The 24,283-nt window shown below is 39.7% G+C and carries 21 protein-coding genes; 6 read left to right on the plus strand and 15 right to left on the minus strand.

Annotation, left to right across the window (positions count from 1 at the left end):
• Positions 1-57: 57 nt before the first annotated feature.
• From menE to ACQQ5U_RS12225, 5 genes are read right to left on the minus strand one after another with little or no spacing between them, the layout of a single operon-like run.
• A complete protein-coding gene (menE, locus tag ACQQ5U_RS12205) occupies positions 58-1,569 on the minus strand; it encodes an o-succinylbenzoate--CoA ligase (protein WP_437397883.1) in 1,512 nt (503 codons plus the stop codon).
• Positions 1,570-1,581: 12 nt separating this feature from the next.
• Complete coding sequence (locus tag ACQQ5U_RS12210) at positions 1,582-2,568, minus strand: 3-oxoacyl-ACP synthase III family protein (RefSeq protein WP_437397885.1); 987 nt, start codon at positions 2,566-2,568, stop codon at positions 1,582-1,584.
• A 21-nt stretch (positions 2,569-2,589) separates the two neighbouring features.
• Complete coding sequence (locus ACQQ5U_RS12215) at positions 2,590-5,031, minus strand: TonB-dependent receptor (RefSeq protein WP_437397886.1); 2,442 nt, start codon at positions 5,029-5,031, stop codon at positions 2,590-2,592.
• A 24-nt stretch (positions 5,032-5,055) separates the two neighbouring features.
• Positions 5,056-6,012: an alpha/beta fold hydrolase gene (locus tag ACQQ5U_RS12220; protein WP_437397888.1), complete on the minus strand. Its 957-nt coding sequence runs from the start codon at positions 6,010-6,012 to the stop codon at positions 5,056-5,058.
• Positions 5,999-7,510, minus strand: a complete 1,512-nt coding sequence (locus tag ACQQ5U_RS12225; protein ID WP_437397890.1) for a sodium:solute symporter family transporter — start codon at positions 7,508-7,510, stop codon at positions 5,999-6,001. The genes ACQQ5U_RS12220 and ACQQ5U_RS12225 overlap by 14 nt, the downstream gene beginning before the upstream one ends.
• Positions 7,511-7,887: 377 nt before the next feature.
• Here ACQQ5U_RS12225 and ACQQ5U_RS12230 point away from each other — a divergent pair, with 377 nt between their 5' ends.
• The 4 genes from ACQQ5U_RS12230 (at position 7,888) to ACQQ5U_RS12245 (ending at position 11,902) form a co-directional block, all read left to right on the plus strand.
• Positions 7,888-8,625 carry a beta-ketoacyl-ACP reductase gene (locus ACQQ5U_RS12230; RefSeq protein ID WP_437397892.1) on the plus strand — a complete coding sequence of 246 codons (738 nt, stop codon included), beginning with the start codon at positions 7,888-7,890 and terminating at the stop codon, positions 8,623-8,625.
• A 61-nt stretch (positions 8,626-8,686) separates the two neighbouring features.
• Positions 8,687-10,081 carry a hypothetical protein gene (locus ACQQ5U_RS12235; protein WP_437397894.1) on the plus strand — a complete coding sequence of 465 codons (1,395 nt, stop codon included), beginning with the start codon at positions 8,687-8,689 and terminating at the stop codon, positions 10,079-10,081.
• A gap of 767 nt (positions 10,082-10,848) precedes the next feature.
• Positions 10,849-11,214: a DoxX family protein gene (locus ACQQ5U_RS12240; RefSeq protein WP_437397896.1), complete on the plus strand. Its 366-nt coding sequence runs from the start codon at positions 10,849-10,851 to the stop codon at positions 11,212-11,214.
• A 277-nt stretch (positions 11,215-11,491) separates the two neighbouring features.
• Positions 11,492-11,902: a hypothetical protein gene (locus ACQQ5U_RS12245; RefSeq protein ID WP_437397898.1), complete on the plus strand. Its 411-nt coding sequence runs from the start codon at positions 11,492-11,494 to the stop codon at positions 11,900-11,902.
• Between the two features lie 568 nt (positions 11,903-12,470).
• On the opposite strand, the gene ACQQ5U_RS12250 is transcribed toward ACQQ5U_RS12245, so the two are convergent.
• The 7 genes from ACQQ5U_RS12250 to ACQQ5U_RS12280 all read right to left on the minus strand — a co-directional run bounded on the left by ACQQ5U_RS12250 (position 12,471) and on the right by ACQQ5U_RS12280 (position 19,091).
• Positions 12,471-12,950, minus strand: a complete 480-nt coding sequence (locus ACQQ5U_RS12250) for a helix-turn-helix domain-containing protein (RefSeq protein WP_437397900.1) — start codon at positions 12,948-12,950, stop codon at positions 12,471-12,473.
• A 563-nt stretch (positions 12,951-13,513) separates the two neighbouring features.
• Positions 13,514-14,122 (minus strand): alpha-ketoglutarate-dependent dioxygenase AlkB family protein, encoded by a 609-nt coding sequence (locus ACQQ5U_RS12255; protein ID WP_437397902.1) that lies wholly within the window; start codon positions 14,120-14,122, stop codon positions 13,514-13,516.
• Positions 14,094-14,357, minus strand: coding sequence for an Ada metal-binding domain-containing protein (locus ACQQ5U_RS12260; RefSeq protein ID WP_437397904.1), 264 nt, complete (start codon positions 14,355-14,357; stop codon positions 14,094-14,096). Before ACQQ5U_RS12260 ends, ACQQ5U_RS12255 begins: the two co-directional genes overlap by 29 nt.
• The gene (locus tag ACQQ5U_RS12265) at positions 14,358-15,071 is read right to left on the minus strand and encodes a 2OG-Fe(II) oxygenase (protein ID WP_437397906.1); all 714 of its coding nucleotides are present in this window, start codon (positions 15,069-15,071) and stop codon (positions 14,358-14,360) included. It abuts the gene before it with no gap.
• Positions 15,068-15,925 (minus strand): methylated-DNA--[protein]-cysteine S-methyltransferase, encoded by an 858-nt coding sequence (locus tag ACQQ5U_RS12270; RefSeq protein WP_437397908.1) that lies wholly within the window; start codon positions 15,923-15,925, stop codon positions 15,068-15,070. The genes ACQQ5U_RS12265 and ACQQ5U_RS12270 overlap by 4 nt, the downstream gene beginning before the upstream one ends.
• Positions 15,926-16,213: 288 nt before the next feature.
• Positions 16,214-18,388, minus strand: coding sequence for a DUF5916 domain-containing protein (locus ACQQ5U_RS12275; RefSeq protein ID WP_437397909.1), 2,175 nt, complete (start codon positions 18,386-18,388; stop codon positions 16,214-16,216).
• A gap of 385 nt (positions 18,389-18,773) precedes the next feature.
• A complete protein-coding gene (locus ACQQ5U_RS12280; RefSeq protein ID WP_437397911.1) occupies positions 18,774-19,091 on the minus strand; it encodes a hypothetical protein in 318 nt (105 codons plus the stop codon).
• 244 nt (positions 19,092-19,335) lie between these two features.
• Here ACQQ5U_RS12280 and ACQQ5U_RS12285 point away from each other — a divergent pair, with 244 nt between their 5' ends.
• Positions 19,336-19,740 carry a MarR family winged helix-turn-helix transcriptional regulator gene (locus ACQQ5U_RS12285; protein ID WP_437397913.1) on the plus strand — a complete coding sequence of 135 codons (405 nt, stop codon included), beginning with the start codon at positions 19,336-19,338 and terminating at the stop codon, positions 19,738-19,740.
• Between the two features lie 50 nt (positions 19,741-19,790).
• A complete protein-coding gene (locus tag ACQQ5U_RS12290) occupies positions 19,791-20,828 on the plus strand; it encodes an NmrA family NAD(P)-binding protein (RefSeq protein ID WP_437397915.1) in 1,038 nt (345 codons plus the stop codon).
• Between the two features lie 250 nt (positions 20,829-21,078).
• Here ACQQ5U_RS12290 and ACQQ5U_RS12295 read toward each other — a convergent pair whose 3' ends face one another.
• From ACQQ5U_RS12295 to ACQQ5U_RS12305, 3 genes are all read right to left on the minus strand, one after another.
• Positions 21,079-22,578, minus strand: a complete 1,500-nt coding sequence (locus ACQQ5U_RS12295) for a serine hydrolase domain-containing protein (protein ID WP_437397917.1) — start codon at positions 22,576-22,578, stop codon at positions 21,079-21,081.
• Between the two features lie 112 nt (positions 22,579-22,690).
• Positions 22,691-23,554, minus strand: coding sequence for a sigma-70 family RNA polymerase sigma factor (locus ACQQ5U_RS12300; protein WP_437397919.1), 864 nt, complete (start codon positions 23,552-23,554; stop codon positions 22,691-22,693).
• An 18-nt stretch (positions 23,555-23,572) separates the two neighbouring features.
• On the minus strand, positions 23,573-24,271 hold the full coding sequence (locus ACQQ5U_RS12305; protein WP_437397920.1) for a DUF4386 domain-containing protein: 699 nt from the start codon (positions 24,269-24,271) through the stop codon (positions 23,573-23,575).
• Positions 24,272-24,283 lie beyond the last annotated feature (12 nt).

Below are 24,283 nucleotides of genomic sequence, written 5' to 3' on the forward strand. Positions count from 1 at the left end.
ATTACGGCCATTTTGATTTTAAATGGGCATCCCCTTATAAAGTGTCAACGGTATGGTCTAAAATCTTTCTTTGTCCTCCCAAGGGGCATCTTGGGACAGGAGTTGGTCCTTTAATTTCATCCGGTCTATCTTACCCGTATCTCCTTTGGGAATGGAATCAATAAAACGAATTTTGGAAGGCACCTTGAACTTGGCCAATCTTTCAAGGCAATACTTTTGTATTTCCGCTAGGGTGGTCTCGCTGTTCTTCACAATCAGTGCTGCACCGCTTTCACCCCATTTTTCATGGGGAATGCCGAATACAACGGCTTCCTTGACAGCCTCGTGCTGCAACAATACCCGCTCTATTTCAACTGGATACACATTTTCGCCTCCACTGATGTACATGTGTTTTTTTCTGTCTACGATGTAAAGGAATCCTTCGTCATCCATTTTGGCCACGTCCCCGGTCTTCAACCAACCATTTTCTTGACTGTCTTCAGTCCCCTCGGGGTTGTGCCAATATCCGGGGGTAACCATGGGGCCGGATATCCATAGTTCTCCTTGTTCATTGGTGGAGACCTCTTTCCCAAAATCGTCCACCACCCTGACCTTTACATAAAAATTTGGCTTTCCAATGGAACCTTGTTTTCGTTCAGCGTCCCGCTGATGAAGGGATGTGAGGTTAGGCCCAACCTCCGTTAGGCCATACCCTTGCCGGATAGGGACCTTTTTTTCGTGGAACTTTCTGATCAATGGTATGGGCATACTTTCACCGCCCACAATGATGTAGTTCAGAAAGCCGATATCTTCATGATCAAATTCAGGTAGTTCCGCAATCATTTTCAACATGGTAGGCACCCCCATAAACAGGTTCAATTTCTCCTTCACTATGGCTTTGAGCACCTTTGCGGCATCAAACTTTTTGAAAATGATAACAGTGCCCCCATGATGGAGTACCGGGGTCAACAACACGTTCCAACCGCCGGTATGGAATAGGGGCATACAGTTCAATGTCTTGGTATCACTGCCGATGACCAAGCTCATTGCCGTATTGATGCTGTTCCAAAACAGCATTTTGTGGGTGTACAGCGCTCCTTTAGGAAATCCAGTGGTACCGCTGGTATATAAAATAAATATGGGATCCTCTTCATGCAATTGCTCTGAATAGTTGGGCCCTTCATCATCTACAAAATGAATGAAAGATGCAATAGGCTCGTATTTTGCCTTATATTTTAAGGCACGCACATCATAGCAATTTTCATCATAAAGAACCAACGAAGAATCGGAATCCTTTAATAAAAATTCTACTTCTGTATGCGCTAAGCGATAATTGATGGGCACCAAAATAACCCCCATTTTTTGTGCCGCTCCAAAAAGTAACACTTGGGTTAAATCGTTTTCAGCAATAATGGCAATTCTATCTCCTTTGCCAAGTTGATGTTTGTCTTTTAGATAAAAAGCAATGCTGTTCGCTGCATTGTTGATTTGGGCATAGGTTAGGGTTTTGCCGGTTTCGGCATCCTTGAGTGCTACTTTATCCGGGGTATAGCCCGACCATTTATTAAACCAATCGAAGGTGTTGACCATAATATGCTAAAGTTACAGTATAAAAGCATTTGCGGCAAAGGCCAATCCACCTCCAGATCCAATAAAGAATAAGGTATCGCCTTCTTTTATTTTTTGATTTTCCCAAGCCTTATGAAATGCCATCGGAATACAGGCAGAACCCGTATAACCGTAATGATGCATCACCGTGTAGGCTTTGTCTTCTGGAACACCTAGAATTTTTAAGGTCTCTCGGATGGCATTTATATTGATTTGTGTAATGAGGAATTGGTCAACTTCCGAAACAGAAATGTTTATATTGTCTGCCAATTGATGGGCCATCATACTCCACATTTGCGGATTGAGTTCAGGTGGAAATTTCTTGACAAATTTTAGTTGATGGTCTTTGCGATCAATGACCTGATGATTTGTGGGATATTTGGTTCCGCCAGCATAAATGCCCATCCAATCGGCATATTCTCCTTTGGAAATTAATTTTCCCGTTTGGTGACCTTTGTTTTTTTCTTCTGTTGAGGTCATGATGACCGCCCCAGCACCATCAGCAAAAAGGGTAACCGTTTTCTTATCCATTTTGTCCAAATATTTGCTCATGCCGTAGGCACCGATCACCATTATTTTGTGGAGTCCGCCACTTTTAATGTAATGCGCTGCAGTTTCGGTAGCGGTAACAAATCCTGCACAGGCCGAATTTAGGTCAAAGGTACCTGCATTAACCGCTCCAATTCTATGTTGCACCACGGAAGCAGTGGAAGGAGAAATATATTCTGGGGTATCGGTGGCAATAATGAGCAGGTCGAGCTCTGATGCCTTCATCCCTGCATTTTTAAGAGCAGTATTGGCTGCTTTTTGGCAAAGGTCGGCTGTAGACTCTCCTTCTTTGCACCATCTGCGCTCAAAAATTTCCACATTCTCCCGTAACCAGGTGTCTACATCTTCACCTAGAAGCTCGTTAAAATAGGCATTGGTATATACGTCATCGGGAACATACATTCCCGAGGATATAATCTTTGCATTTTTCATCTATGCTATTTGACTGTTTTATTAATCCAAGTTCAGTTTTGCTTCTAGTACGTATAGTCCACCAGTTGGAGGAGTTGCAGTGAACTCCCTCATTTCCGTATTGAACAGGTTAGTTGCGGCAAACGAAAGCGTAAAGCTTTTATTAAAGTGGTAACCAAAGTTAAGATCGAAGGTTACAAAGCCTCCCAATGGTCCGTAGTTATAGGAGTCAGTACTTCTTGCATTCTCAACTATAGGAGTTCCTCTATAGGTGTACCCCGGTAATGTTTCTGAAGCAATTTGGTAGCTTGAGAAATAGTTGTATTCTTCTACCCATCTGCTGAATACGCCTCCAAAGAATTTATCCCCACTATAGTTTATGCCCATTCCGATTTTATTGGTTGGCGCATTGATCAAGAAATCCAAAAAGTCAACATTTCCGTCGCCATTAAAATCATTATCAGTATCGTTTTCATCAAATGAATAGTCGAAGTAAGAATAATTTGCCGTGGCACTCCATTTAGGAGAAATGCTGTAAGTCAATGCCAAATCGGCACCATAGGTGTTTACGCGTCCAAAGTTGATGTAGGTTGCTACCAAACCGTTATAGAACGCATAACCTGATTGAACTTCTTCAATCGGAGTGTCACCACGGTGCGTTGCAATGCCGATAACGGTAACTGGACTTAGAAAATCTTTGTTGATGTTATAATACGCATTAAAATCTCCGTACAATTTTGGTGTCAAGGAGCCTCGATATCCGATTTCATAAGTGTCCACTTTTTCAACTCCTTGAGAAGGAACCATAGAGCCATCACTCAAGGTAAACCCATCGGAGTTACCCAAGATCAAACCGGCGAAAAGATCCCCGTACAGGTTGAGAATCGTGGGAGCGGCGATACCTTGCCCATAAGTAAAGCGCAATGTTCCCTTATTGAACGCTTTGAGTACCCCCAATTTTGGAACAAAATTGGTCCCATAGATTTCATGGTTGTCGATTCGGGTCGCGGCTATTCCTCGGAACCCTCCTCCAAAATCATAATCCAAATGAAGATACCCCCCCACTTGCGAGACATCGATATAATCGTCCTCATCTTCATCGAGCAGGTAGGTACCATGGCTATTGGCCTTGTCCAATTGCCATTGAAGACCTGTTACAAATTCCAATTTGTCATCAAAAAGAGTGTTGGAATATTGAATTTCTGCATTCCAACGCTTGGAATCGTCAATAAACAAAGCACCACTTGCATACGAAAACTCTCCTGAGGCTTCTTCTTCGGTAAGGCCAGCATCTATTCCTCTATAATATTGTTTGGTACGCTCATCAATGGCATAGGTGTCATCCGTTTTACTTTGGGTATAATACACCTGGGCAAAGAAATTACTTGTTTTGAACCTCAATTGACCAAAGGTGATTCTCCAATCCACAATCTGGTTTCTTCCCACATTGGTAGGAGCCAAATAGGTGCTGTTGCTATGTCCATAGGTAGCGATAAGGTCAGTGCCCTCGGTTGGAGAAAAATAAGCGCTGGCTTCGGTCTTGAAAAACTTAACGTCGTTGTCCAAGTCATATTCTGGATATCCTTCCTTGATACCGTTCAAGTCCCTGTCGATATATACAGAATCAGCATAAATGAATTCTGTGGCCTTGGTGTATTCCCCAGTGGCCTTAATGGCCCATTTATCACTCAGTTTTTTGGCAAAACGTAGTCTTCCAGAATAGTAGCCATAGCCATCGCTGTTCACACCCAAATTGGTGGCGATGGTGGTGCCTTCGTATCTTCTTGGGTCTTTTGTGATGGTATTCAATAAACCATTATGGGCATTTGGCCCATAAAGTGTAGCATTAGGTCCTAAAACAACCTCTATTTGCTCAATGTCCTCTTTGATGGTGGTTGTTAAAGGCCCCATTGGAAGTCCAGTGGCAATCAGGTTTGAAATACGGCCATCCGCAACTTGAAGGTTCTTGGAGTTAAAGTTGGAATTGAACCCACGAACATTGAATGCAGGTGTGGCAATACCGGCCCTGAAATAATCAATCCCTTTTTTTCTTGCCAATAGTTCAGCTGGATTACCTGCATACTCATTAATTTGTCTGGGTGAGATGGTTACTACAGTAGCTGGTGAATTCGTAATTTTTTCGGCCTTTTTGGATCCAGACACGATGACCACCTCGTCCAGGCTCATACTGGCCTGTAAACTAACATCAATTGTCATTCCACTAGCTCCCAAAGTAATAGGTCTGGCTACTTGTGCAAATCCAATGTATGAAAATTGGATAATGTGTTTTCCTTCTTTTAATAATAATTCGTAGCGTCCACTGGCATCGGTTGTAGTACCAACACTGATTTCGGCCACATACACGCTGGCACCTTCAAGAGGATTTCCTTCCTCATCGGTAACGGTACCGCTTATAGCAATATCTTGAGCAAAAAGCCCTGTAACGCCCATGAACAATACTAATAGTGTCTGTAAAAGTCTCATTGTTTGTTAAGTTTAGTTAATTAATTATTTGTGTGTATCTGTAAATTTTTCAATCTCTTCCACAACCTTTTCTGACTGGTCCCAGATGATAAAATGTCCCGCTTCATCCAGTAGTTTGTTTGTAGTTGTTGGATAATCGTTTTGAAGGGTTTCCATTAATTGGGCAATGGTTAAATCAGGATGAAGAATTTTATTGGGAATCAAAAGGTCATTCTTTCCAAAAAGCACCAGAGTCGGTACCTTAATTTGACCAATTTGGTCGTAAACAGGACCCGAAAGCATTGCTTTTATGCTCGAAACTGTAGTGGAGCAATAGGTTTTATAGGTTTCAGAGTCCTCTTTTATTCTTATACGGTCTTGGTACATGAACTCTGCATCTTCCGGGAGTTGCATGCCATAGAAGTTTACATTGAAGTTTTGACGAATCTGCTCGTCCGTCAAATTCAGATAAAGCGATTCGGTGGCAACGGCCTCGAACCAAGCGTGGTCCTTTTCTGTGAATCGTTCAATGCCAGCGGGAGCAAAAAGCACCAAACTTTTTAACCATTTGGGTTGTTGAATGGCAGCTGTTATGGCAACTTGACCTCCCATGGAGTGTCCTGCCAAAACCACATTTTTCAGTCCAAGTTCTTTAATAAACCCGTCTACAACCGCGGCATAATTTTCCATGGTAATGGTTGTTCCATTTAATGGGGTATCACCAAATCCGGGAAGGTCCAAAGCATAGGCCTCCACATGTTTGGGCAAGTCGGATAATATTTTGATATACGCCTTGGAGTAACTGCCCAGTCCATGAATCAAAACCCATTTTGCTTTTCCATGACCCGCTTGTTGGTAATGAATCTCCAAATTTTGATTCGGAAGGCTTATTTTCTTGGATGCAATATCTTGTCCCATACTGTATTGAATAAAAGTCAAGGCAAGAATACCCATAAGGGTCCACTGCCACCTCCTCTGAATAATGTTTTTAAGCGTTGGCATATTTCTGTACTTTTTTGTTCATGGGTTTTATGGCGTAGATGGCCAAACCCATAACGGTGGATAAAATCAGTGCAAGCGCCGACGCTATGGCTGGATTCTTCACAGCCATGCCCTCCATATAAGGCGTCAGTTCCAAATAGTACACACTAAAGTGAGTGGTGATGGCCACTAGGGAAGCAGCAATGGGAATCCATTTGTTTTGGGTTTTGGTGAAAATGCCAAAGAATACGGGAACAAATGCTGCTGAGAAAAAGGCATACACCCCGTTTTGGGCAAAAATTCCCACACTCAAACTTGGGTTCACCAATTGATCATACGACAATAGAATGGCAATTATCCCTACGATTACGGTCAGTACTTTATTGATTTTCATCGGAGCTGTATTTAGGTTTGCCATTTTGGTCAAAGGCATTACAAAATCGTTGGTGATGGTGGTCGGTATGGACTGAATCAACCCTTCCAAAGTGGACAATCCTGCAGCCAGAAGGCCCAAGATCACCACAATGCCCACATAAACTGGGAATCGGTTAAGCACATAGGCTGAAACAATGTCGTCCATATTTAACTTGGCACCATTGTACATTAAATCAGGGAAGCTTATTCTGGCATAGATGCCTACAAAAACCACTGAGAAAAATAATAACAGGACAAGTACTGTATATAATAAGAATTTATTAACCTGCGAATCTTTCTTTATCAATAGCGATTTGGTCAAAATATGGGGTTGACAAACAATGGCAATGCCAACAATGGTGTTGCAGACCACTACCTCGAAGAAATCCCGAAACAATGGACTTTGTTTGTTGAATGTCTGAGTGAGTGCAGGGTCTATTTCATTCAAACGGTTGATGATGCCATCATCTCCAGTCTTAAAAAGTAAATAAGCTCCAGAACCTAAAAGAAGAACCGCGACCACAATCATTAAAATGGCCTGCACCGAGTTGGTGTAGACCATGGTGTTGGCTCCACCAATCATCATATAGGTAAATACTACTGCCACGATAATAATAAGTATGGAAAGCTCATTGGCATTCAATGCCTTCGATACCACCTTGGTCATTCCAACGCATATCAAAACAATGAAAGTGATCAATAACATACTTAAAAACCCAAATAGGATTTTAAGAAAACGAGAGTCATATCGTTTACCTACCCAATCTGCAATGGATATGGACTTTACATCCATACCATATTTTCTAAAGCGCTTAATGAAAATGATCAGTGCCCCGTATATGGCCAATGGCATGACCACGCCAAAGGCAATAAAGGCACTCAAGCCATATAGGGCTATAAAACCTGGATTTATAATAAAAGTCGCAGCACTGGTTATCGAAGCCGCCAATGAAAGTGCCACGGAGATGGATGAAAACGATTTGTTCCCTACAGCGTATACTTCCAAGCTATTGGTGGAAACCCTTGACTTAAATACCAAATAAAAGAGAATGGATACAAACCCAAGAAGGACGGTCAACGTAGTTATTTGATAGGAGTTCGACATTACCTTAGAATACGTTTTTTAGAGGTTAAAAGAATAAGTATTTAATAATATTCAATCGTATTTTATATGAATATCTCATTTAAATATTATTTTTTTTATTCAATAAGAATTCAAGGAAATAAAGATTGTTGCCATTGACTTTATAAGGTGTTTATACCTATTTTTGGATATTTTGATGTTCTTTTAAACAAAAAATACGCAATGAGCTTATATTTTGATAAATAAAATAGAATAGTCAATAGCTTATAAATTAAATTTAACTTATTGATATACAGTTGTTAATACAATTTAATTACAAAATGTCAATATTAACTATGTAAAATAATGGCAGTTCTTTAACCCTGATTATGCATTAGCTTTATGCAAAACTCAAATTTATGGAACGACTAAAGGACAAAATCGCCATCATTACAGGTGGTGCCAAGGGGATAGGTAAAGCTACCGTTAAAAAATTCTTGGAGGAAGGTGCAACAGTGATTTGTTGGGACATCGACGCCAAAGCGGCAGATAGCCTATATAACACGTACAAAGGGATGCCCTTTCATTTTCAAAAGGTGGACACCGTGGATAGGGCTTCCTTGGACCCTGCCATTTCCGAAGTCGTGAAAGCCCATGGGCATATCGACATCTTGATTAACAATGCGGGGATCACACGGGACGCCACACTCAAAAAAATGACCCCGGAACAATGGAAAACGGTGATCGATGTGAATCTTACCGGGGTTTTCAACTGTACGCAAGCCGTTGCTGAACATATGGCAGAACGAGGAAGTGGTCGAATTCTAAATGCCGCATCCATAGTGGGCCTCTACGGAAATTTTGGACAGACCAATTATGTGGCCACAAAATCAGGGGTAATCGGCATGACCAAGGTATGGGCACGGGAATTGGGACGAAAGGGCATCTGTGTGAATGCCGTGGCTCCTGGGTTCATTGCCACAGAAATGGTAGGGACTATTCCTGAAAAAGTGATCAAGGGCCTGGAGGAAAAAACACCGCTTGGCAGAATGGGCACCCCTGAGGATATTGCCAATGCCTATTTGTTCTTGTCTTCGGATGAAGCCAACTTCATTAATGGTGCTGTGATCAGTGTAGATGGAGGGTTGGTAATGTAACCCTATCCGAAACAACAATACTGGGCCTGGAGAATTGACTTGAATTAAAGCATTTTGATGTATGAAACTTAACAAATTCCAGACCTTTGCGGAATCGTTGTTGCCCCACGAGGTAATTCTCTTGGACAACGTGAAACAGTTCCAAGATCGGGAACGCGCCGACATTTTCGACGTTCTCTACCATAAGGTATGCAATAAGGATGGTAAGAGGTGTTTTGATCCAAAGATTGACAAGCGAAAATATTCGCACCTAATGCATTGGATGCAGTCGCGTTTGGATGGATTTTGTACCGATCAATTTTACGAACGGCTCAATTATTTTGATATTCGGATCAAAACGGACACCATTTCTTCGGATGAGGAAAATGAACTCCTGAAATTGATCAAACAGTACCGGCCGCACCATTTTCACTTCATCCGTTTTTATGAGGTAGTGAAAAACTATCTCATGTTTCTTTTGGTTCGGGTAAGGCTCAACGATTATGAATTGATCCATAAATTTGTCCATGACTACCATGATGATTATGTCAGGTGCAAGGAAGTAGGCAATCGTATGACCCAAGCCACAGTTGACATAGTTACGGACTACCATAATTTAAAGATCTCACCAAACTCCATGAAGTGGATATCCTGGTTGACCAGATTGTGGAACGACCAAAACCTTGACGGCTATAACCGCTACCAGACCCTTATATTGTTGAGCTATGTAGCATTGCTTAAAAATGACGCCCTTGAAGAGGTACTTGCCTATTATATTGAATTGGAGCCTCAATTGGAGGACGGCTCCTATTATTCCAAAAAACTTCTGTTCAATTATTATGGCAACAAACAACTCATCCTAATGAAACTGAAGCAGTACGATCAGGCCTTGTACTATGGAAGGTTGTCCATAAGCGAGCAGGGGAACGATTATATCATGTACCTGAACAATTATTGCTTCAACCTCTCCAAATTGGGAAGATCAGAAGAGGCTCTCAGCCTTTTGATCAAAGCCAGACCATTTGCCCGACAAATGTCCAATAAGTACAACCGGACCCTGTTCATTTCATCTTTGATGAAGTGTTATAACGACAATGGGCAGTATCTAAATTCCAAGCAGTACGCAGAAAACAGGCTTTCCATGTACGAAAAGGATATTTTGGAACACAATTGGAACAAATTCTTTAGGACCTATATGGAGACTTTGGCCCAATTGGGGGAATTCCTGAAGGTAAAAAAGACCATACGAAGGTTCAACTTGATCGATCGGGAGTCACAGTTCTTGAAAAATTATGTTTCGTTCCCCTATTTTAAATGGTTATTGGCCTTGGCCAACCATAAGGAGGGTAATATTTCCGAGGCCAGGTTTTGGAATGGGATTGAAAGGGAAATGGAGCGCATACGGACGACCTATCAGATCGAACCTTCCAAAAGGGCACTTTCATTGATGAAAAAATGCATTGGCAAGAACGGTTAAGGCCGTTTTATCCAAAAATGGCCCTTATATATGATGTGACCATCGCTGTCCAGAGTCTTTCTTTTATTCCCATTGTCCCCATTACAAATCCTTTTATCAAGTACACACCGGTGATCCACAGCGCTCCCCATAGGATGGGATAGGTATATTGAGATTCATTTTTACAAGTGAAAGCTCTGGTCGATAATAGAAGGTCGTTCAACCTTGATTTTCTTGGGCAAGGTGGATTAAGATGACCTATTTCCATTTGCCTCTTATATATTTCATGAACATTCGGTTGTTTTTTGTAAAATCCGATAAGTTATGCGAATACTATGTGTCCAGATACTTTTCCATTCAGTTAAATTGTATGAAAGCGACTTTATGGATGCAGTGTTCAAACCAAAAAACCGATACAGAAGAAAACAAATAAACTTAAAAACATGCAGAAAGATTACGTAAGTTATCGCAAAATATCTTGACTATTTATAGCTAATGATAAGTTTGATAATTGGAGTTAGCGATAATTCTGATCACGATTGATTCAATAAATTATTAAAATGCCCTTGCTGCTATCGTACTTACGAATGTTTCATTGAGACAACCGATATTGGACAGGTCGGGTTTTTGTTGGGTGAGGAGGCTTTTATCGCCCTGTCAAACCTTTTGATTTGATCGCCCGGCATTGGTGTGGCTTTGGCTTTTTTGTAACGTGACACGAAATCGTATTTCATATTATTAACATTGATGTCATAAAAAACGAATGCCAAAACTTTAAAATCAAAATTGTGAATCAAAAAAGAAACAGATTAATTTATTTTATTGCTACGGGTTTACTGACCGCTATAATGCTGATGTCGGCAGGAATGTATTTCTTCAATTATGAAGTGGTTTCCAAATATTTTGGCATATTGGGCTATCCGACATATATCATTTATCCATTGGCCATAGCCAAGGTTTTGGGATTAATAGCGATATGGGCTAAAAAATCCGATACTTTGAAAGAATGGGCATATGCCGGATTCTTCTTTGATTCTGTCCTTGCCCTGTCCGCGCACCTATATGTTAATGATGGAGGATATACAATGGCCCTTGCTGCCGCCATCTTGGTAATTGTATCCAGTTTTTTTGAAAAGAAACAAAGAATTTTATAAATCGCCTTTGATGTTCAAGGTTCTTAAATACAGCTTGGTGTATACGTGAGATTGTTGTTGAGTTTAAAATAAAGGACTCCAATAAAGGATAATCAAATAATCGATTTGTATAATTTGGGAAGTGTAAAAGTGTGTTTTGGATTTCTATAAACAACCTATGCGTTGACTGATATAATACGGAAGTAGAAATAAAAGCATAAAAAAATTCACAGTGTTCATTTTTTACTGTCAAATATTAAGTAACCAAAACGAATTGGTTATTTAAAATTTTAGAATCATGATTAAAATCAAGAATCACGACGTACAAAGTATCAATTTGTCAACAACAAAAGAAATTATATTTAACTTTATTGCAGAGCCCAAGAACTTACCTAAGTGGATAGGGGCTTTTAAGGAAGCTGATGATAAAACAGCTCTTTTGATAACTCCCAATGGTGAACTCAAGATTGGTTTGGAGACAAAAATCGATAAGGAATTAGGTACTATAGATTGGTATATGACAATGCCGGATGGTAGTGTTGGTGTTGCTTACTCAAGAGTAAATATTGGTCCGGACGAGAAGGCCATTTACTCCTTTGTATTGGTTGCCCCTCCAGTACCATTAGAGGAAATTGAGGGAACTTTAGCTGCTCAAACAGAACAGCTTAAGGAAGAATTAATTAAATTAGAGTCTATTTTATCAGAATAAAAATTAAATGGAACGGGGTCAATGATCGGGACCCCGTTTTATTAAATCAAAGAATGGAAAATCAACTTGTCGTAGACAGCTTAAAAGGGCAATAAAAAAAGTCTGGAAAAACTCATAAAATCCGCTGATGGTTAGTTTATAATTTGTCCCTGCGTTTTTTGTGGAATAAAACCTATGCTGAAGATGCACCTCAAGAAATTTTAATAAAAATGGTTCCAAACTGAAGTTGGTATGAAGGAAAAAGTAAATTCGATACTTGGGTTTATAGGATTACCACCAATTATTTGATTGATCAAAAAAAGAAAACTTCATTTGAAAAAGCACCCATCATCTCCGAAGAGCTAATTAATATAGAGGAACCTATTAGTTACAATGCTCCCGACAAAGACTTATTGGGTAAAGAAATGAAAACGGGATGTACGTTCGCAATGTTACAATAAAATAAAAAGTAATGTTGGTTGCGAGATTATTGAGATTTCCCCTGCGAACTTCAGAAAACACCTTGAAAAATCCAGAAAATTGATAGGTTCTTGAAAGTGTTGAAGCAAAGGACTATTATCGGAACATATCAAGAACTCACTTTTTGAATATACTCTTTTGGTGAAAGATTTGTAATTTTTTTAAATGCTCTATAAAATGACGTCCTATTGTTAAACCCACATGAATAAGCGATTTCCGAAATGGTGACTGAAGAATTCTGAAAATTGGAGCTCAACCTGCATTTCACTTCCTCTATTCTGTATGTATTGACGTAATCGTTAAAATGCATATTAAAATTTTCATTGATGACCTGAGAAGCATGGTGCCTAGAAATATGTAATAACTCAGCAATTTTATCGAGACGAAGTTCAGGGTCCAGAAACAACTTTTCTCGTTCCATTAAATATTCCAGCCTATCTTTTATTTCTTTGGAATATGTATCGGACAAGCCCGTTTTCTGATACTTGGCCTTATTATTCAGGTTTGAAAAATCATCTTTGTTATGGACTTTCTCTGGAGCTCGTATTCTTAAAAAGACCGGAAAGCCCAAAAAAAACAGTGAGGTCAATAAGCTATAAACAATAGGCTTTTGAAATTGTCCATCTGCCGGGAATAGGCGATAAAGAGTAATGAAGTATGTAATACCAAATACGATATATAGTATATAGCTGTTTATTATCAAATAAGACCTCACCTTAAGCAATAAAAGTAGAGAAAGTAAAACCCAGAGCCCCCCAAATACGTTTAGAATTGAAAATTCATCAACAACCGATATGCTTTGCTCAAACTTATCAATTGACCTTTGAAATATAAATAAAATATAGGGTATTTGTTGTTTAAGAAACATAGTATCAACATATTAAGAACGAAGTAATTAGACACCATTATTCTTTATCAAAATGTTTTTGTTCCATAACATTGTGAACAGTAAGGAAATCTAAGCTAAAGACCAGACCTAAGTGACTCCATTAAATTATGGTCGTACATCTCCCAAAACACCAGCTTTCCCATAAAACACATTTGTCAAAGTGGCTTTCAATCAATGTTGAGGATTTGTTAACTACTCTCTATTCTCCATTCATAGACAAGAAGACAAATAAGAGAAGTATTTTGTGACAGCCTACATTGTGTTTACTCCACAATGGTTCGGAAAGTAAGATTGATTCTTGGCATGTGAACCTTCTTTGTGGGTGGCAACCTATGCAGCCAATGGGTTTGAGTGATGCCTTTCATGACCATAAGGCTCCCATGTTCCAATAGGAGTTCCACCTTTCCCTTGCTCCTTTTGTGTTTAAAAGCAAACTTGCGTTCCGCCCCAAAACTCAAAGAACCGATGGCGCCGTTCTTTTTTAAATCCGTTTCGCCATCACTGTGCCAAGCCATACCTTCCGTGCCATCATGGTACAGATTAAGAAGACAGGAATTGAAGGTTTCACCTGTTTCTCTTTCTATCATTCGTTTTAGTGCCAGCAATTCACTTGTCCAAGGTAACGCCCGCTTGGTGGTTTTGGAATAAGTGTATTCATAAGGCCTTTCCCCATACCAAGCCACTTTTCGTTTGGTGATTATTTTTTTTCCGAAGATGATGGCTTCATCGTTTCGCCAAACAATGTTTTTCAATAATTTTTTAAAAAAGAAGTCGGCCCTTTCCTTACTTAAAATTTTACCGTAATAGTTCACGGTTCCATCATATGGCAGCCAATTCCTGCCTTTATCGATCGTTTGATTGAATAGATCCATTTTTCCAATTATGATAAGCTTCCCGCATACAATGTCCACAAGGTCGGTACCCATTTTGTAGAGCGGCCGCTTCAGTGGTAAAGAAAACCCTGTTTTTCTTTTTCATTCGCTTGCCCGATGAACAACTTAGTAATCCATATATTTTCAATTTCCTGTTTCCTCCATAACAAATTTCCTTGTTTTGGATCAATCGTCTTAACTCCGTATCTGTAACTTCGGTATGTTGTATCATCATCTAACTGATCGCATCGTGAAAAATGATGCCCAGCGCATGCCGCTCACCTTTTTTTACTTCACTCACACCATGTTTCATGTTCACCCTATAATAGCCCTTTTTCCCCTTTTCAGGTTTAAAATTGGTTGTAAAAATCAAAACATCCCCTTTCTTCGGTTTAATGACGATTGCTTTGGACTGGGCTCTCGGAACTTGTTGGGTAAACACCGATTCACCCCCAGTAAAATCCCTGTCCGGTTCATCGAGCAATAAAACGATTTGTATGGGAAAATAAATGTCACCGTACAGATCTTGGTGCAATGTATTGAAACCTCCTTTACCATATTTCAAAATCAAAACGGTAGCCTTCTTTTGCCCATTCCCATGGCATTGTCTCAATAATTCTGCATGCTCCAAGGGAAAACGAACATTAATGTTCAATGCTTTGAACCAAATGTTCGCAATTGGTGCCAAATGCGGATAGATACTAGATCTTATGGTTTGTATGATCTCTGGTAATGGGTAGTCAAAATATTTATATTCACCCAGCCCGAACCGGTACCGTTCCATTACCACGGTCTTGCGATAGGGGTCTTCGTCGGAGTATTGTGCTTTCAAGTTTTCACATTGCTCGTCCGACAGCAACCGGGGAATAGTGGCATAACCATTTTGATGCATTGATTCTGCTATCTTTTGCCAGTCGGTTTGTTCTATTTTTTGAATCAGTTCTATCATTTGCCGTCAGCTTCTAAACGCACTTTTGCACCTTCCCAGCCGATAATAGCGGTCTTGCGGGTAGATCCCCACATATAACCCCCGAACACCCCAGAAGATTTAATGACCCTATGACAAGGTATTAAATAGGCAACTGGATTGCTTCCAATGGCAGTACCCACGGCCCTTGAAGCATTGGCGTTCCCAATTTGTTCGGCAATATTGCCATACGTGGACAATTTTCCCATGGGAATCTTTAATAGGCTCTCCCATACTTTCAATTGAAAATCGGTTCCTTTCAAGTGCAATTTAATTTCATTGAGTTTGTTCCAGTCATTTTGGAAAATGAATAGGGCGTTCTGTTGTTGGAGATCCAATTTTCGTTGGAAGGTTGCACGTGGGAACTTCAATTTAAGTTCGTCCAATCCCTTTTCCTCCCCATTTTCAAAAGCCATATAACAAATGCCCTTGTGAGTGGATGCAACCACCAAGGAACCGAACGGACTCTCCGCGAAACTGTAATTGATTTCTAGGTTCTTGCCTCCATTCTTGTATTCAGCCGGAGTCATTCCCTCAATGTTGATGAAAAGATCGTGCAAGCGGCTTGTACTGGAAAAACCGGTCTCAAATGCCGTGTCGAACAACGTTGCTTGATCTTCGGACAACAATCGTTTGGCATGTTCCACACTAATATATTGTAAAAACTTCTTCGGACTGGTTCCGGCCCACTGGGTGAACATCCGCTGAAAATGAGCTGGGCTCAAGTGTACTTTTTTAGCCACTTCATCCAAAGTGGGCTGAGCTCTAAAATTTTCCTTTAAATAATCGATGGCCTCAGCTATTCGATTATAATTTATTATTGCCTGTGTTTTCAAAACATTCAATTTATACTACGAATTTCCAAAATTGCAAGCTCCTATAAAATCCGAAACACGCTATGTTTGAATAAGATAAAAACGGGTGATATGTATTATCAACATTCATCCAAAAATTTAGTGTCTTACTTGTCCATTTATAAAAAGCCTGGTTTTCCTAGTGGAGCAATGTAAAGAGTCTTCAGGCTATTTCACCTAGGTTTACATAGACATGGTAACCAATGAACACATATAATCTGTTCTTTACCAAAAATAACCTGAAATCTTTCATCTTCTTTGATTTACTGGTCAGAATTGCTTTAAAAAGCTTAGTTTGACAATGGCCTGGTCTTGGGTCAATACATCCGTACGATTTGAATTGAATACCAAATGGATGTATGAAAGCGGACTGTATTCCCATGAAAAACGAATATTGAAAAAATCGGAATCGTATTGGGAGTTTTTTTGATAAATACCCGTCAAACTTATCCTTGGGTTTAGATATAATTTTGTCCTAAGGGTGTACAGGTTGATATGTCCGACATTGTCATCAGTGCCGAGACCACTGAAATTATGATTGTCCAAATCTGCGGATAGGTAGACATTGGGAATGGGAACAAATGTAAATGTCGTATTCCAACTTTGGAGATGGCCGTCATAAAACTCCCCAAACTCAAATGATGAACGAAACGCCAATCTTTTTGAAGGGTCCGTATCGTAAAAAAGATTGTATCGGCTATACCCATACTTACCAAGACCAATGGTTTCTCCCAATAATGTCAAGGGAGATTGCAGGTCTTGTTTTATAAATTTAATGATGGTACCGAACCCATTGCCGTTTTGTCCTTCGATCCAAATAGGAGTGATGGCCAATTCCCTTTCCAAAAGTTGTCCGTTGGATAGAGAATGGTACCAATTTGCCCTTATACCTGGCTTAAACGCACGCCAATACTTTTTAAAAGGTAGATATTTCCCCCTGTAATTGGCAAATATTCCAGGAGTTGTTGCCAGAACATTACTTCTTGAAACAAACCCAAGTGCAGGATCAAAATCTTTGGAAACAAAAGACGTTGTCCACCAAGCATTCAATGCATTTGAATAGTGACGGTATTGTACATGCCCCCCTACTCCCATATCGTCATTGTTACCTGAGTGGGTGACGGACCCCATGAACCCTAGACTGTTGGCCGAATCGAACCTCATGAATCCATCTATTCCACCAAGTATATTGGTTCCGTTGTCATCCCATCGGGATGTTAAAAGGGTTCCGATACGATTGGATTTTCCAAAATTTTTGGAATACCTGGCAATCATATTATATCTGGAGGATTGGGTAGAGGTGCCCCCTTCCTTTATCGCCATGACCCCATAACTGTCGGTCGGTGATTGATGCACCAATCGCATTCCAAAATCCATGGGGATGGGGCCACCGCTTTCATCCAATCCAATTTTTCTACTAAAAAAGGGGGCAATGATCATATTGCCTGCATCTTCATAGAGACCAGTTCCAAACAACGACGCATTTTCCAAGAAAAATTGTCTTTTTTCGGGAAAGAAAACGGAAAACCTGCTAATGTTGTTCACTTGGACATCGGCATCCGCTTGGGCAAAATCAGTGTTGACGGTTGCATTGATAGTAGTTGTTGGGTTAACGGCCCATCTGACATCGAGTCCCAACTTCTGGTCGGCATCTTCCTTTGTTTCAACCGCATTGGTATTGAATTTTCTATATTCCGATAGAAAATAAGGGCTCACCTGAATATTTGATTTAGGTTTGGGAACCTCAAAATCTTGCAAGAGCCCGAAATATTCCGATCTATTGAAACCAAAAGAACGTGGATAGACCGACCATACCGATATTTCATTGGATTTTCGATGCATTCGTATAAAGTTGACCCCCCATTGTTGATCATTGTTTGAAGCTGCTTTGTATTTCAGGGTTTTCCAAGGAATTTCAAATTCCGCGTACCATCCTTCGTTCGTAATCCGTGTTCTTACCTTCCATAACCCGTTCCAATCCGAATCAAAGTAAGTGTCGTCATAAGACAGATAGTCTTTTTGTGCTCCATAGGGATTAACGGCCAAGGTAACACTGTTCCTTTCATCAAGGAATCCATCGATACCAACCGCGAAGGTGTCATTCTGACGAAAATTGAAATCGCGGTTCAACTCGGGCACCCTTATCGATTTACGACCTTCCTTATCAGCACAAAATGCCGCAACGTATAAATTTTCCTCGTTGTAGAGTACCCAGACTTTGGTATGGTGTGTCGCTTGTTCTCCTTGGTTAGGCTCTATTTGGACAAAGTTTCCAATAGGTTCCACTTTGGTCCAGACGGGTTCATCCAAATAACCATCAATCTTTATTTTATGTGGAGAATAGGTAGCTGAAATTTTCATTTTTGTTTGCAACGGTTCAAAAAGGTCCTGCCCCATTCCCATTATTGAATAGCCTAAAAAAATAAGCAAACAAGTATTCTTCATTGGTCTAGAATTTAGTTATTGCGGCGCAAAGGAGGAACAATTCTTGACCTTTTAGAACCCGATTCTTGCTCTTTTCACTCCAGGGTCGTTTCAATGAAGTACATGTAGAAACATTCCATAGTTCCTCTATACATGGTTTTCCAAACCCACATTTCTTCACGATTAAACTTCTTCATACCTCCATAATTCATCGAATTACTTCCATCGGTCAGATTTTGAAGGAAAGTATTGTTGGAGAAGTATACCATCGTATTGTGTTGGTCGTCAAATGCCAGAAATGAGGGTTCTTGGTACAAGTATCCACAAAAGGCCATTACCAGCTTCCCGACTATGGGATTTGATGAAATAATAATAACAGCTAGTAAAATTTGAGGTAGGTGATAATTTATAAATCCATATAAAAAATCGCCTTTTCATCTATCAGAACTACAAAGTATCGTTGTTCAAAATTGGAACGACTGAAAATCTCCATAAGCGCCTTTTTGGTTATGGTTGCATGGTCCAATAATTCCCCACTGCTTTTTTCGAACGTGACAAATACAACTGGGTGGTCGGGTTTCAAGTTTTTAACATGTCCCAATAAATCTTTAGGTTCCTCGATAAACTCTGCGGTCTCGATCAGACTAAATTGGTTGATATCTATTTGCTGCGCCATGATTGTAAAATGAAACAGGCATATCAAGACAAAAATTGATTTTTTCATCAAAACAGGATTTGGAGCAAAGTTCTTTGTTCAAAATCCAAGTTAAAATCCGAATCTTGCTATCATTACTCCTGCGTTCAAAAACATAAAATCAGCATCGTTATGGAAGTTTCCCATGTAGCCAGTAATACCAAAACTGTACAATTTATATCCTTGACGATGCAAATAGGACTGTTATCATTCAATCTATTACTATCTCTAATTTTTAAGTTGTATATACAATACATTTTTTTATATTTACACCATGAAACATGAACTAAATAGTTGTTTAGGGGCCAGAATAAATGGGTTGACCAGGATAATTGATGCCGTTTACCGAAAGCATTTAAAAGAAAATGACGTTACTCCTAGCCAGCTAAGTATCATGATGTTGTTATATAAAATTGGAATGTCGGAACAACATGAGGTAGCAGAGGCACTCCATTTTGAAACGTCTTCCCTCACCAGAATACTGGTACGATTGATAAACCAAGGCTTTGTAATCAAAAAAGGAGCCATTAACAGGCCGATAATAGGACTGACCCCAACAGGAATTAAAAAGGTGAAAGAGGTACTTCCTGCCTGGGAAAATGCCATGGATGAACTTCATAACCGACTTGGAAAGACATCGGTAGAGGCATTTTCAACTTTTGAGGAAGGATTCAAATAAAAATTTTCAATTCAAGTTGTATATACAATATAAAACTAAACATGTTACTTATGAAGGATATTAAAGTTTTGATTACCGCAGCAAACGGGCATACCGGTTTTCCCGCTGCCAAAGAATTATTAAGGCTCGGATTTTCTGTACGGGCATTTGTAAGAAATTCCAAGGCAAAAAAAGCAGCCCTATTAGGTCAACTGGGCGCAGAGTTGTTTGTAGGGAACATCGAAGACATTAACGATGTAAGGAACGCATTGGAGGGTATTTCCCGGGTGTATTTTGTTCCCACCTACCCCAATCTTTTGTTTCAAGGGGAAACTTTTATCAATGCATTGGAGGAATCCAAGGTTGAACATGTTGTACTCTTAACACAATGGTTGTCCTCCAACAGGCACCCATCGGTTTACACCAAAGAACATTGGTTGGTTGACCAAGCCTTCAAAAGACAGACTAAGTCAAAGGTAACTTTGCTAAACCCTGGGCTTTTCGCATTTGTATATTTTATGACCCCAGAACCTCTTACCCAATTTGGTATGCTGCCTGATTTTGGAAACAATGCCCCGCCATCAAACGAGGACATAGGTTTGGTCGCAGCCCATATCCTGAAAGATCCGGAAAAACACAAAGATAAATCCTATCGAATTACAGGAGATGAACTGCTCACAGCCGCCCAAATGGCAAAAATAATCGGAGAGGCCCTAGGAAGGAAAGTAAAAGCATCCAAAATGTCCTTTCCTATGATCTACAAAGTATTACGGGCATCCGGTTATCCGCAAATGGATGCATCACAGGTAAAATACTATGTGGAAGAAGCCCATAGAGGGGCGTTTGCATTCAAAGCACCAAACAACACGGTCAGGGATATAGTCGGCAAAGAACCAGATAATTTTAAAACCATTACGGAAAGATATCTCCTGGAACTTCCCATCTCCAAACAGGGTTTTGGGAATAAAATAAGAGGTATGCTGTTTATGATGAAGGTTCTCTTTACAAAATCCTGGAAAATGGACTCCTTTGAAAGAAAACAAGGATTCCCAGCTTTTAAGAATATGGAATATGCCATGGATTCGGTCGAATGGGTCAAATCACATTAAAGACCAAAACAAGACAGATGTGTCAAGCATTTTTTTGGTTAATTTTTTTAAAAGCCCTTTCCCGAGAACCAAATCCAACTGTATCGGACAAGGGATTTCTCATTGGGCTTTCTTAATTTATCGTAAGGTTTATAAATAAGAGGTGTCAAAAATTTGACACCTCCATTTGTTTAAGGTAGATCGTACTGTTTTGGTATTGTTTTCAGCATAATTGTTTGCATCCGATTTCCAGCTTTGCCCAAAATCCGATTTAGTCTTTAATTTTTTCAAACACTTTATCCCTAAAATCAATACCTGTTACTTCGCCATTTTCTATTATAAAACAGATTGTTTTTCTGGATGTGGAAATCAATTCGACCTTAAAACAATCCTTATCAAAATATGGCTCGCCCATACAAAACAGGTTCCCGTTGGAAATTTCAAATTTGTCGTTGACATACTCAATATTCACAGTGCCATCATTTTTGTTATAAAATGACCCTGGGTAAGCTTCTTTCGGCAATGTTAGATTCCAATCGGGGCTTCCCCATTTTTCTATTTCATCATTCTCCCGCTTTTGGGCTTTCAGAAGTCTTTCCCGTATGTCCTTAAATAGGTTTTCGCCATAACTGTTCAAATCATTATTCTCTCCCAAATACAATTCATAGACATAATCACTTATGGTATTGGCGAGTGTCCGTCCCATTTCTTGATGATTTGTGAATACAGCGACCCCGAGCTTTTTTTCAGGGAAGAAGGTGATGCTGGATTTATATCCTATATAACCACCCTGATGATTTACCATGGTTTGCCCTTTCACGGTTCCAAGCAACCAGCCTAAACCATATCCATGTGCATTAAAGACCGGAATATCATCTCCTGTTGACACTTCTTTGGAATAATTGTTCAGGACAACTTGCTCAGGATATACTTGCTCACCATCCAAGTACCCATTATTTATCATAAAACGCATAAAATTGGCCACATCTTTAGCATTCATGACCAAGCCACCGGCAGCGTGCATGGTAGCATCAGTTTTTAGCGTACTTGCCTTTTTTAATGTAGATGGCCTTGTACCATAATAAGGTTGGGCCCATAAACTCGGTCTATTTTCTGAAATATATCCGGAAGCATCTGGCATGTTTAGCGGGGCGAACACCTTTTCATCAAGTAAATCTTGCCATTTGGCACCAAATTCCTCTTGCAACAAGACACTGAAAAGATAATACCCAAAATTGGTGTATTCGAATTCTTTCCCCTCCTCCCGATAATGGGTCTCCTCTTCAATGATCCTTAAGATATCCTCATTGGTATAGCTGCCCGTATAGGCAAGTCTGAAGGACAAGTATGGATTGTCGATACCACTTTGATGTGAGAGCAAATCCCTTATCGTTACATTTTCAAAAACGTCCTTTCGACCAAAATTCTTGAAAGGCTTATAGTCAACGATTTTTTTATCAAGGTCCAAGAGCCCTTCGTAATGTAAAATAGCACCCAACAATCCCACAAATGGTTTGGTGGTCGAGGCAATATAAAAATTGGTCTCTTCTGTTACCTTGATGTCATTCTCAAGATCCGAAAATCCAAACCCTTTTGTCATTACAACACCTGTGCTATCCACAATGGCAACAGCAACACCCGGTACTACTTGAATACTGTCCATTGCCGACTTTACAAAACCAGTTACTTCCTTTATTGTTGCTTGTTTATCTTGATTGCAACCAAGGCAAATGAGTAACAAAAAAATGCCTAATAGTTTATAATGGTTCATGATTGAAGGTTTAAATTTATCTTGATACCAAGATTTTTATAAATAATTTTGCTCTTAAGCTTCTGCATTGGGCAATAGATCAAATAACCTATCACCTTCCCGCCAAAAAAACTTAACACATTAAATTGACCTGCTGCAATTTTCGCGGGTCGACAACCGAACTCACCCTATGAATCTGTTGATCCTTGTTCACTGAAAATATCTGACAGGAAGTCAAGATGTTGTTTTCATAATAGAGTATTGCAGGTTGATGATTCACATGACGAATTTTAATCTCTTGATTCCGAAGGAACAGTTCATCCACCCTGATAAGCAAGTCCATACTCAGCTTTTTACCAGTAGTAACCCTCCTCACCACTTTCACGCTATCTCCACCATCTGCAACGACCGATATATCATCGGTTAAAAGAGTTTCTAAAAAATCGATATCCTTGTTTCTTATGGCTTGAACATATCTATTTAAATATTCATGGGTCTTTTTTGGAGACACTCTTTGGGAATGTTCATCCTTTTTGATTTTTAATTTTGCCCTGCTCAACAATTTCCTAGAGTTTTCAGTAGAAGTTGACAGAACTTCGGCAATCTCGGCGTGTGAATAATCAAAGGCTTCTTTCAAGATAAACACCGCTCTTTCCTTAACATTCAGTTTTTCCAATAAAATCAATAGTGAATAGGAAACAATGTCATTTAAGTACGAAGAAGTATCCGCCCTATCCGTAGCTATTGGATCTGGCAATTCCCCCCTATCCAACACTATCTTTTTTTGTCTATTTTTGACATTTATCGCCCTATTGATAACACTTTTGATTAGGTATCCTTTTATATTGTCAACTTCACCATCAATTCCTTTACCCAAGAATTTGCTAACGACATCATGTATGACATCCTGGGAATCTTCGATCGATCCCAAGACATTATAGGCATATGGGAATAGTAATTGATTATAATTCTCAGTTATTTTAAAAACAGTAGGCATAGTATCTCAATTGGTTTATCACGAGATTTTGACTCCTTTGATCAGGAGCCAAGCTCCCAAGTATACTTCAAATATTGTAATAGGCAGATAACACATTGGCGATAGTGTCCCAATGGTATTTGGGGCCACAATCATAACAAAAGTGCAAATGACCACGGTTAAAGCAGAGAAAATGCCCAAACCTGAAATTATTTTAGGAACATATCGCGAGCTGTACAATAGATAGCTAAACAAAAGGGAGCCCAAGCCAAAGAAAACCACTGCTATATCGTACCCATTGGAATGAGCCATAATAAACAACAGGGTCCATGACGACAATGTTTCTTGATCCATGCTCCCAAAATAGCTTGTTGACCCATTGACCAACCTAAGAACAACAAAACTGTTCAATACAATAATTGCAAATACCACGACTTCCACCCCTCGGAAGAATAGAGCCAATAGCGCAATATTTTTGTTCACTTCCCGGAGCAAAACAAAAAGTGCCAAAACAAGGGCCGCAATACAAACCGTCGTCAATAATTCACTTGCCACTCCAATCCTGAATAATGCTTCATTGGCACGAATATTCTCAAAAGTCTGAAGTGCATTACCCGCTACAACAAGTTTGGAGCGCACATAGAACTCATTATACATTGCAGTGCCCATAATGAACAAGAAAAGGAAACCTACAATCTTGGCCACTTTTTGAAGAAGTATCTCCTTTGATGATTCCATTGTACTATAGAA

It is taken from the genome of Flagellimonas lutimaris (assembly GCF_051494225.1).
Taxonomy (GTDB): domain Bacteria; phylum Bacteroidota; class Bacteroidia; order Flavobacteriales; family Flavobacteriaceae; genus Flagellimonas; species Flagellimonas lutimaris_A.

What these genes read in the sequence shown, in the direction of transcription:
- ACQQ5U_RS12265 (WP_437397906.1), bottom strand. Translation starts at nt 15,071, where the DNA reads ATGATAGAACTGATTCAAAAAATAGAACAAACCGACTGGCAAAAGATA.
- ACQQ5U_RS12295 (WP_437397917.1), bottom strand. Translation starts at nt 22,578, where the DNA reads ATGAACCATTATAAACTATTAGGCATTTTTTTGTTACTCATTTGCCTT.
- ACQQ5U_RS12220 (WP_437397888.1), bottom strand. Translation starts at nt 6,012, where the DNA reads ATGCCAACGCTTAAAAACATTATTCAGAGGAGGTGGCAGTGGACCCTT.
- ACQQ5U_RS12230 (WP_437397892.1), top strand. Translation starts at nt 7,888, where the DNA reads ATGGAACGACTAAAGGACAAAATCGCCATCATTACAGGTGGTGCCAAG.
- ACQQ5U_RS12280 (WP_437397911.1), bottom strand. Translation starts at nt 19,091, where the DNA reads ATGAAAAAATCAATTTTTGTCTTGATATGCCTGTTTCATTTTACAATC.
- ACQQ5U_RS12210 (WP_437397885.1), bottom strand. Translation starts at nt 2,568, where the DNA reads ATGAAAAATGCAAAGATTATATCCTCGGGAATGTATGTTCCCGATGAC.
- ACQQ5U_RS12275 (WP_437397909.1), bottom strand. Translation starts at nt 18,388, where the DNA reads ATGAAGAATACTTGTTTGCTTATTTTTTTAGGCTATTCAATAATGGGA.
- menE (WP_437397883.1), bottom strand. Translation starts at nt 1,569, where the DNA reads ATGGTCAACACCTTCGATTGGTTTAATAAATGGTCGGGCTATACCCCG.
- ACQQ5U_RS12235 (WP_437397894.1), top strand. Translation starts at nt 8,687, where the DNA reads ATGAAACTTAACAAATTCCAGACCTTTGCGGAATCGTTGTTGCCCCAC.
- ACQQ5U_RS12290 (WP_437397915.1), top strand. Translation starts at nt 19,791, where the DNA reads ATGAAGGATATTAAAGTTTTGATTACCGCAGCAAACGGGCATACCGGT.
- ACQQ5U_RS12285 (WP_437397913.1), top strand. Translation starts at nt 19,336, where the DNA reads ATGAAACATGAACTAAATAGTTGTTTAGGGGCCAGAATAAATGGGTTG.
- ACQQ5U_RS12225 (WP_437397890.1), bottom strand. Translation starts at nt 7,510, where the DNA reads ATGTCGAACTCCTATCAAATAACTACGTTGACCGTCCTTCTTGGGTTT.
- ACQQ5U_RS12255 (WP_437397902.1), bottom strand. Translation starts at nt 14,122, where the DNA reads ATGGATCTATTCAATCAAACGATCGATAAAGGCAGGAATTGGCTGCCA.
- ACQQ5U_RS12305 (WP_437397920.1), bottom strand. Translation starts at nt 24,271, where the DNA reads ATGGAATCATCAAAGGAGATACTTCTTCAAAAAGTGGCCAAGATTGTA.
- ACQQ5U_RS12300 (WP_437397919.1), bottom strand. Translation starts at nt 23,554, where the DNA reads ATGCCTACTGTTTTTAAAATAACTGAGAATTATAATCAATTACTATTC.
- ACQQ5U_RS12215 (WP_437397886.1), bottom strand. Translation starts at nt 5,031, where the DNA reads ATGAGACTTTTACAGACACTATTAGTATTGTTCATGGGCGTTACAGGG.
- ACQQ5U_RS12260 (WP_437397904.1), bottom strand. Translation starts at nt 14,357, where the DNA reads ATGATGATACAACATACCGAAGTTACAGATACGGAGTTAAGACGATTG.
- ACQQ5U_RS12245 (WP_437397898.1), top strand. Translation starts at nt 11,492, where the DNA reads ATGATTAAAATCAAGAATCACGACGTACAAAGTATCAATTTGTCAACA.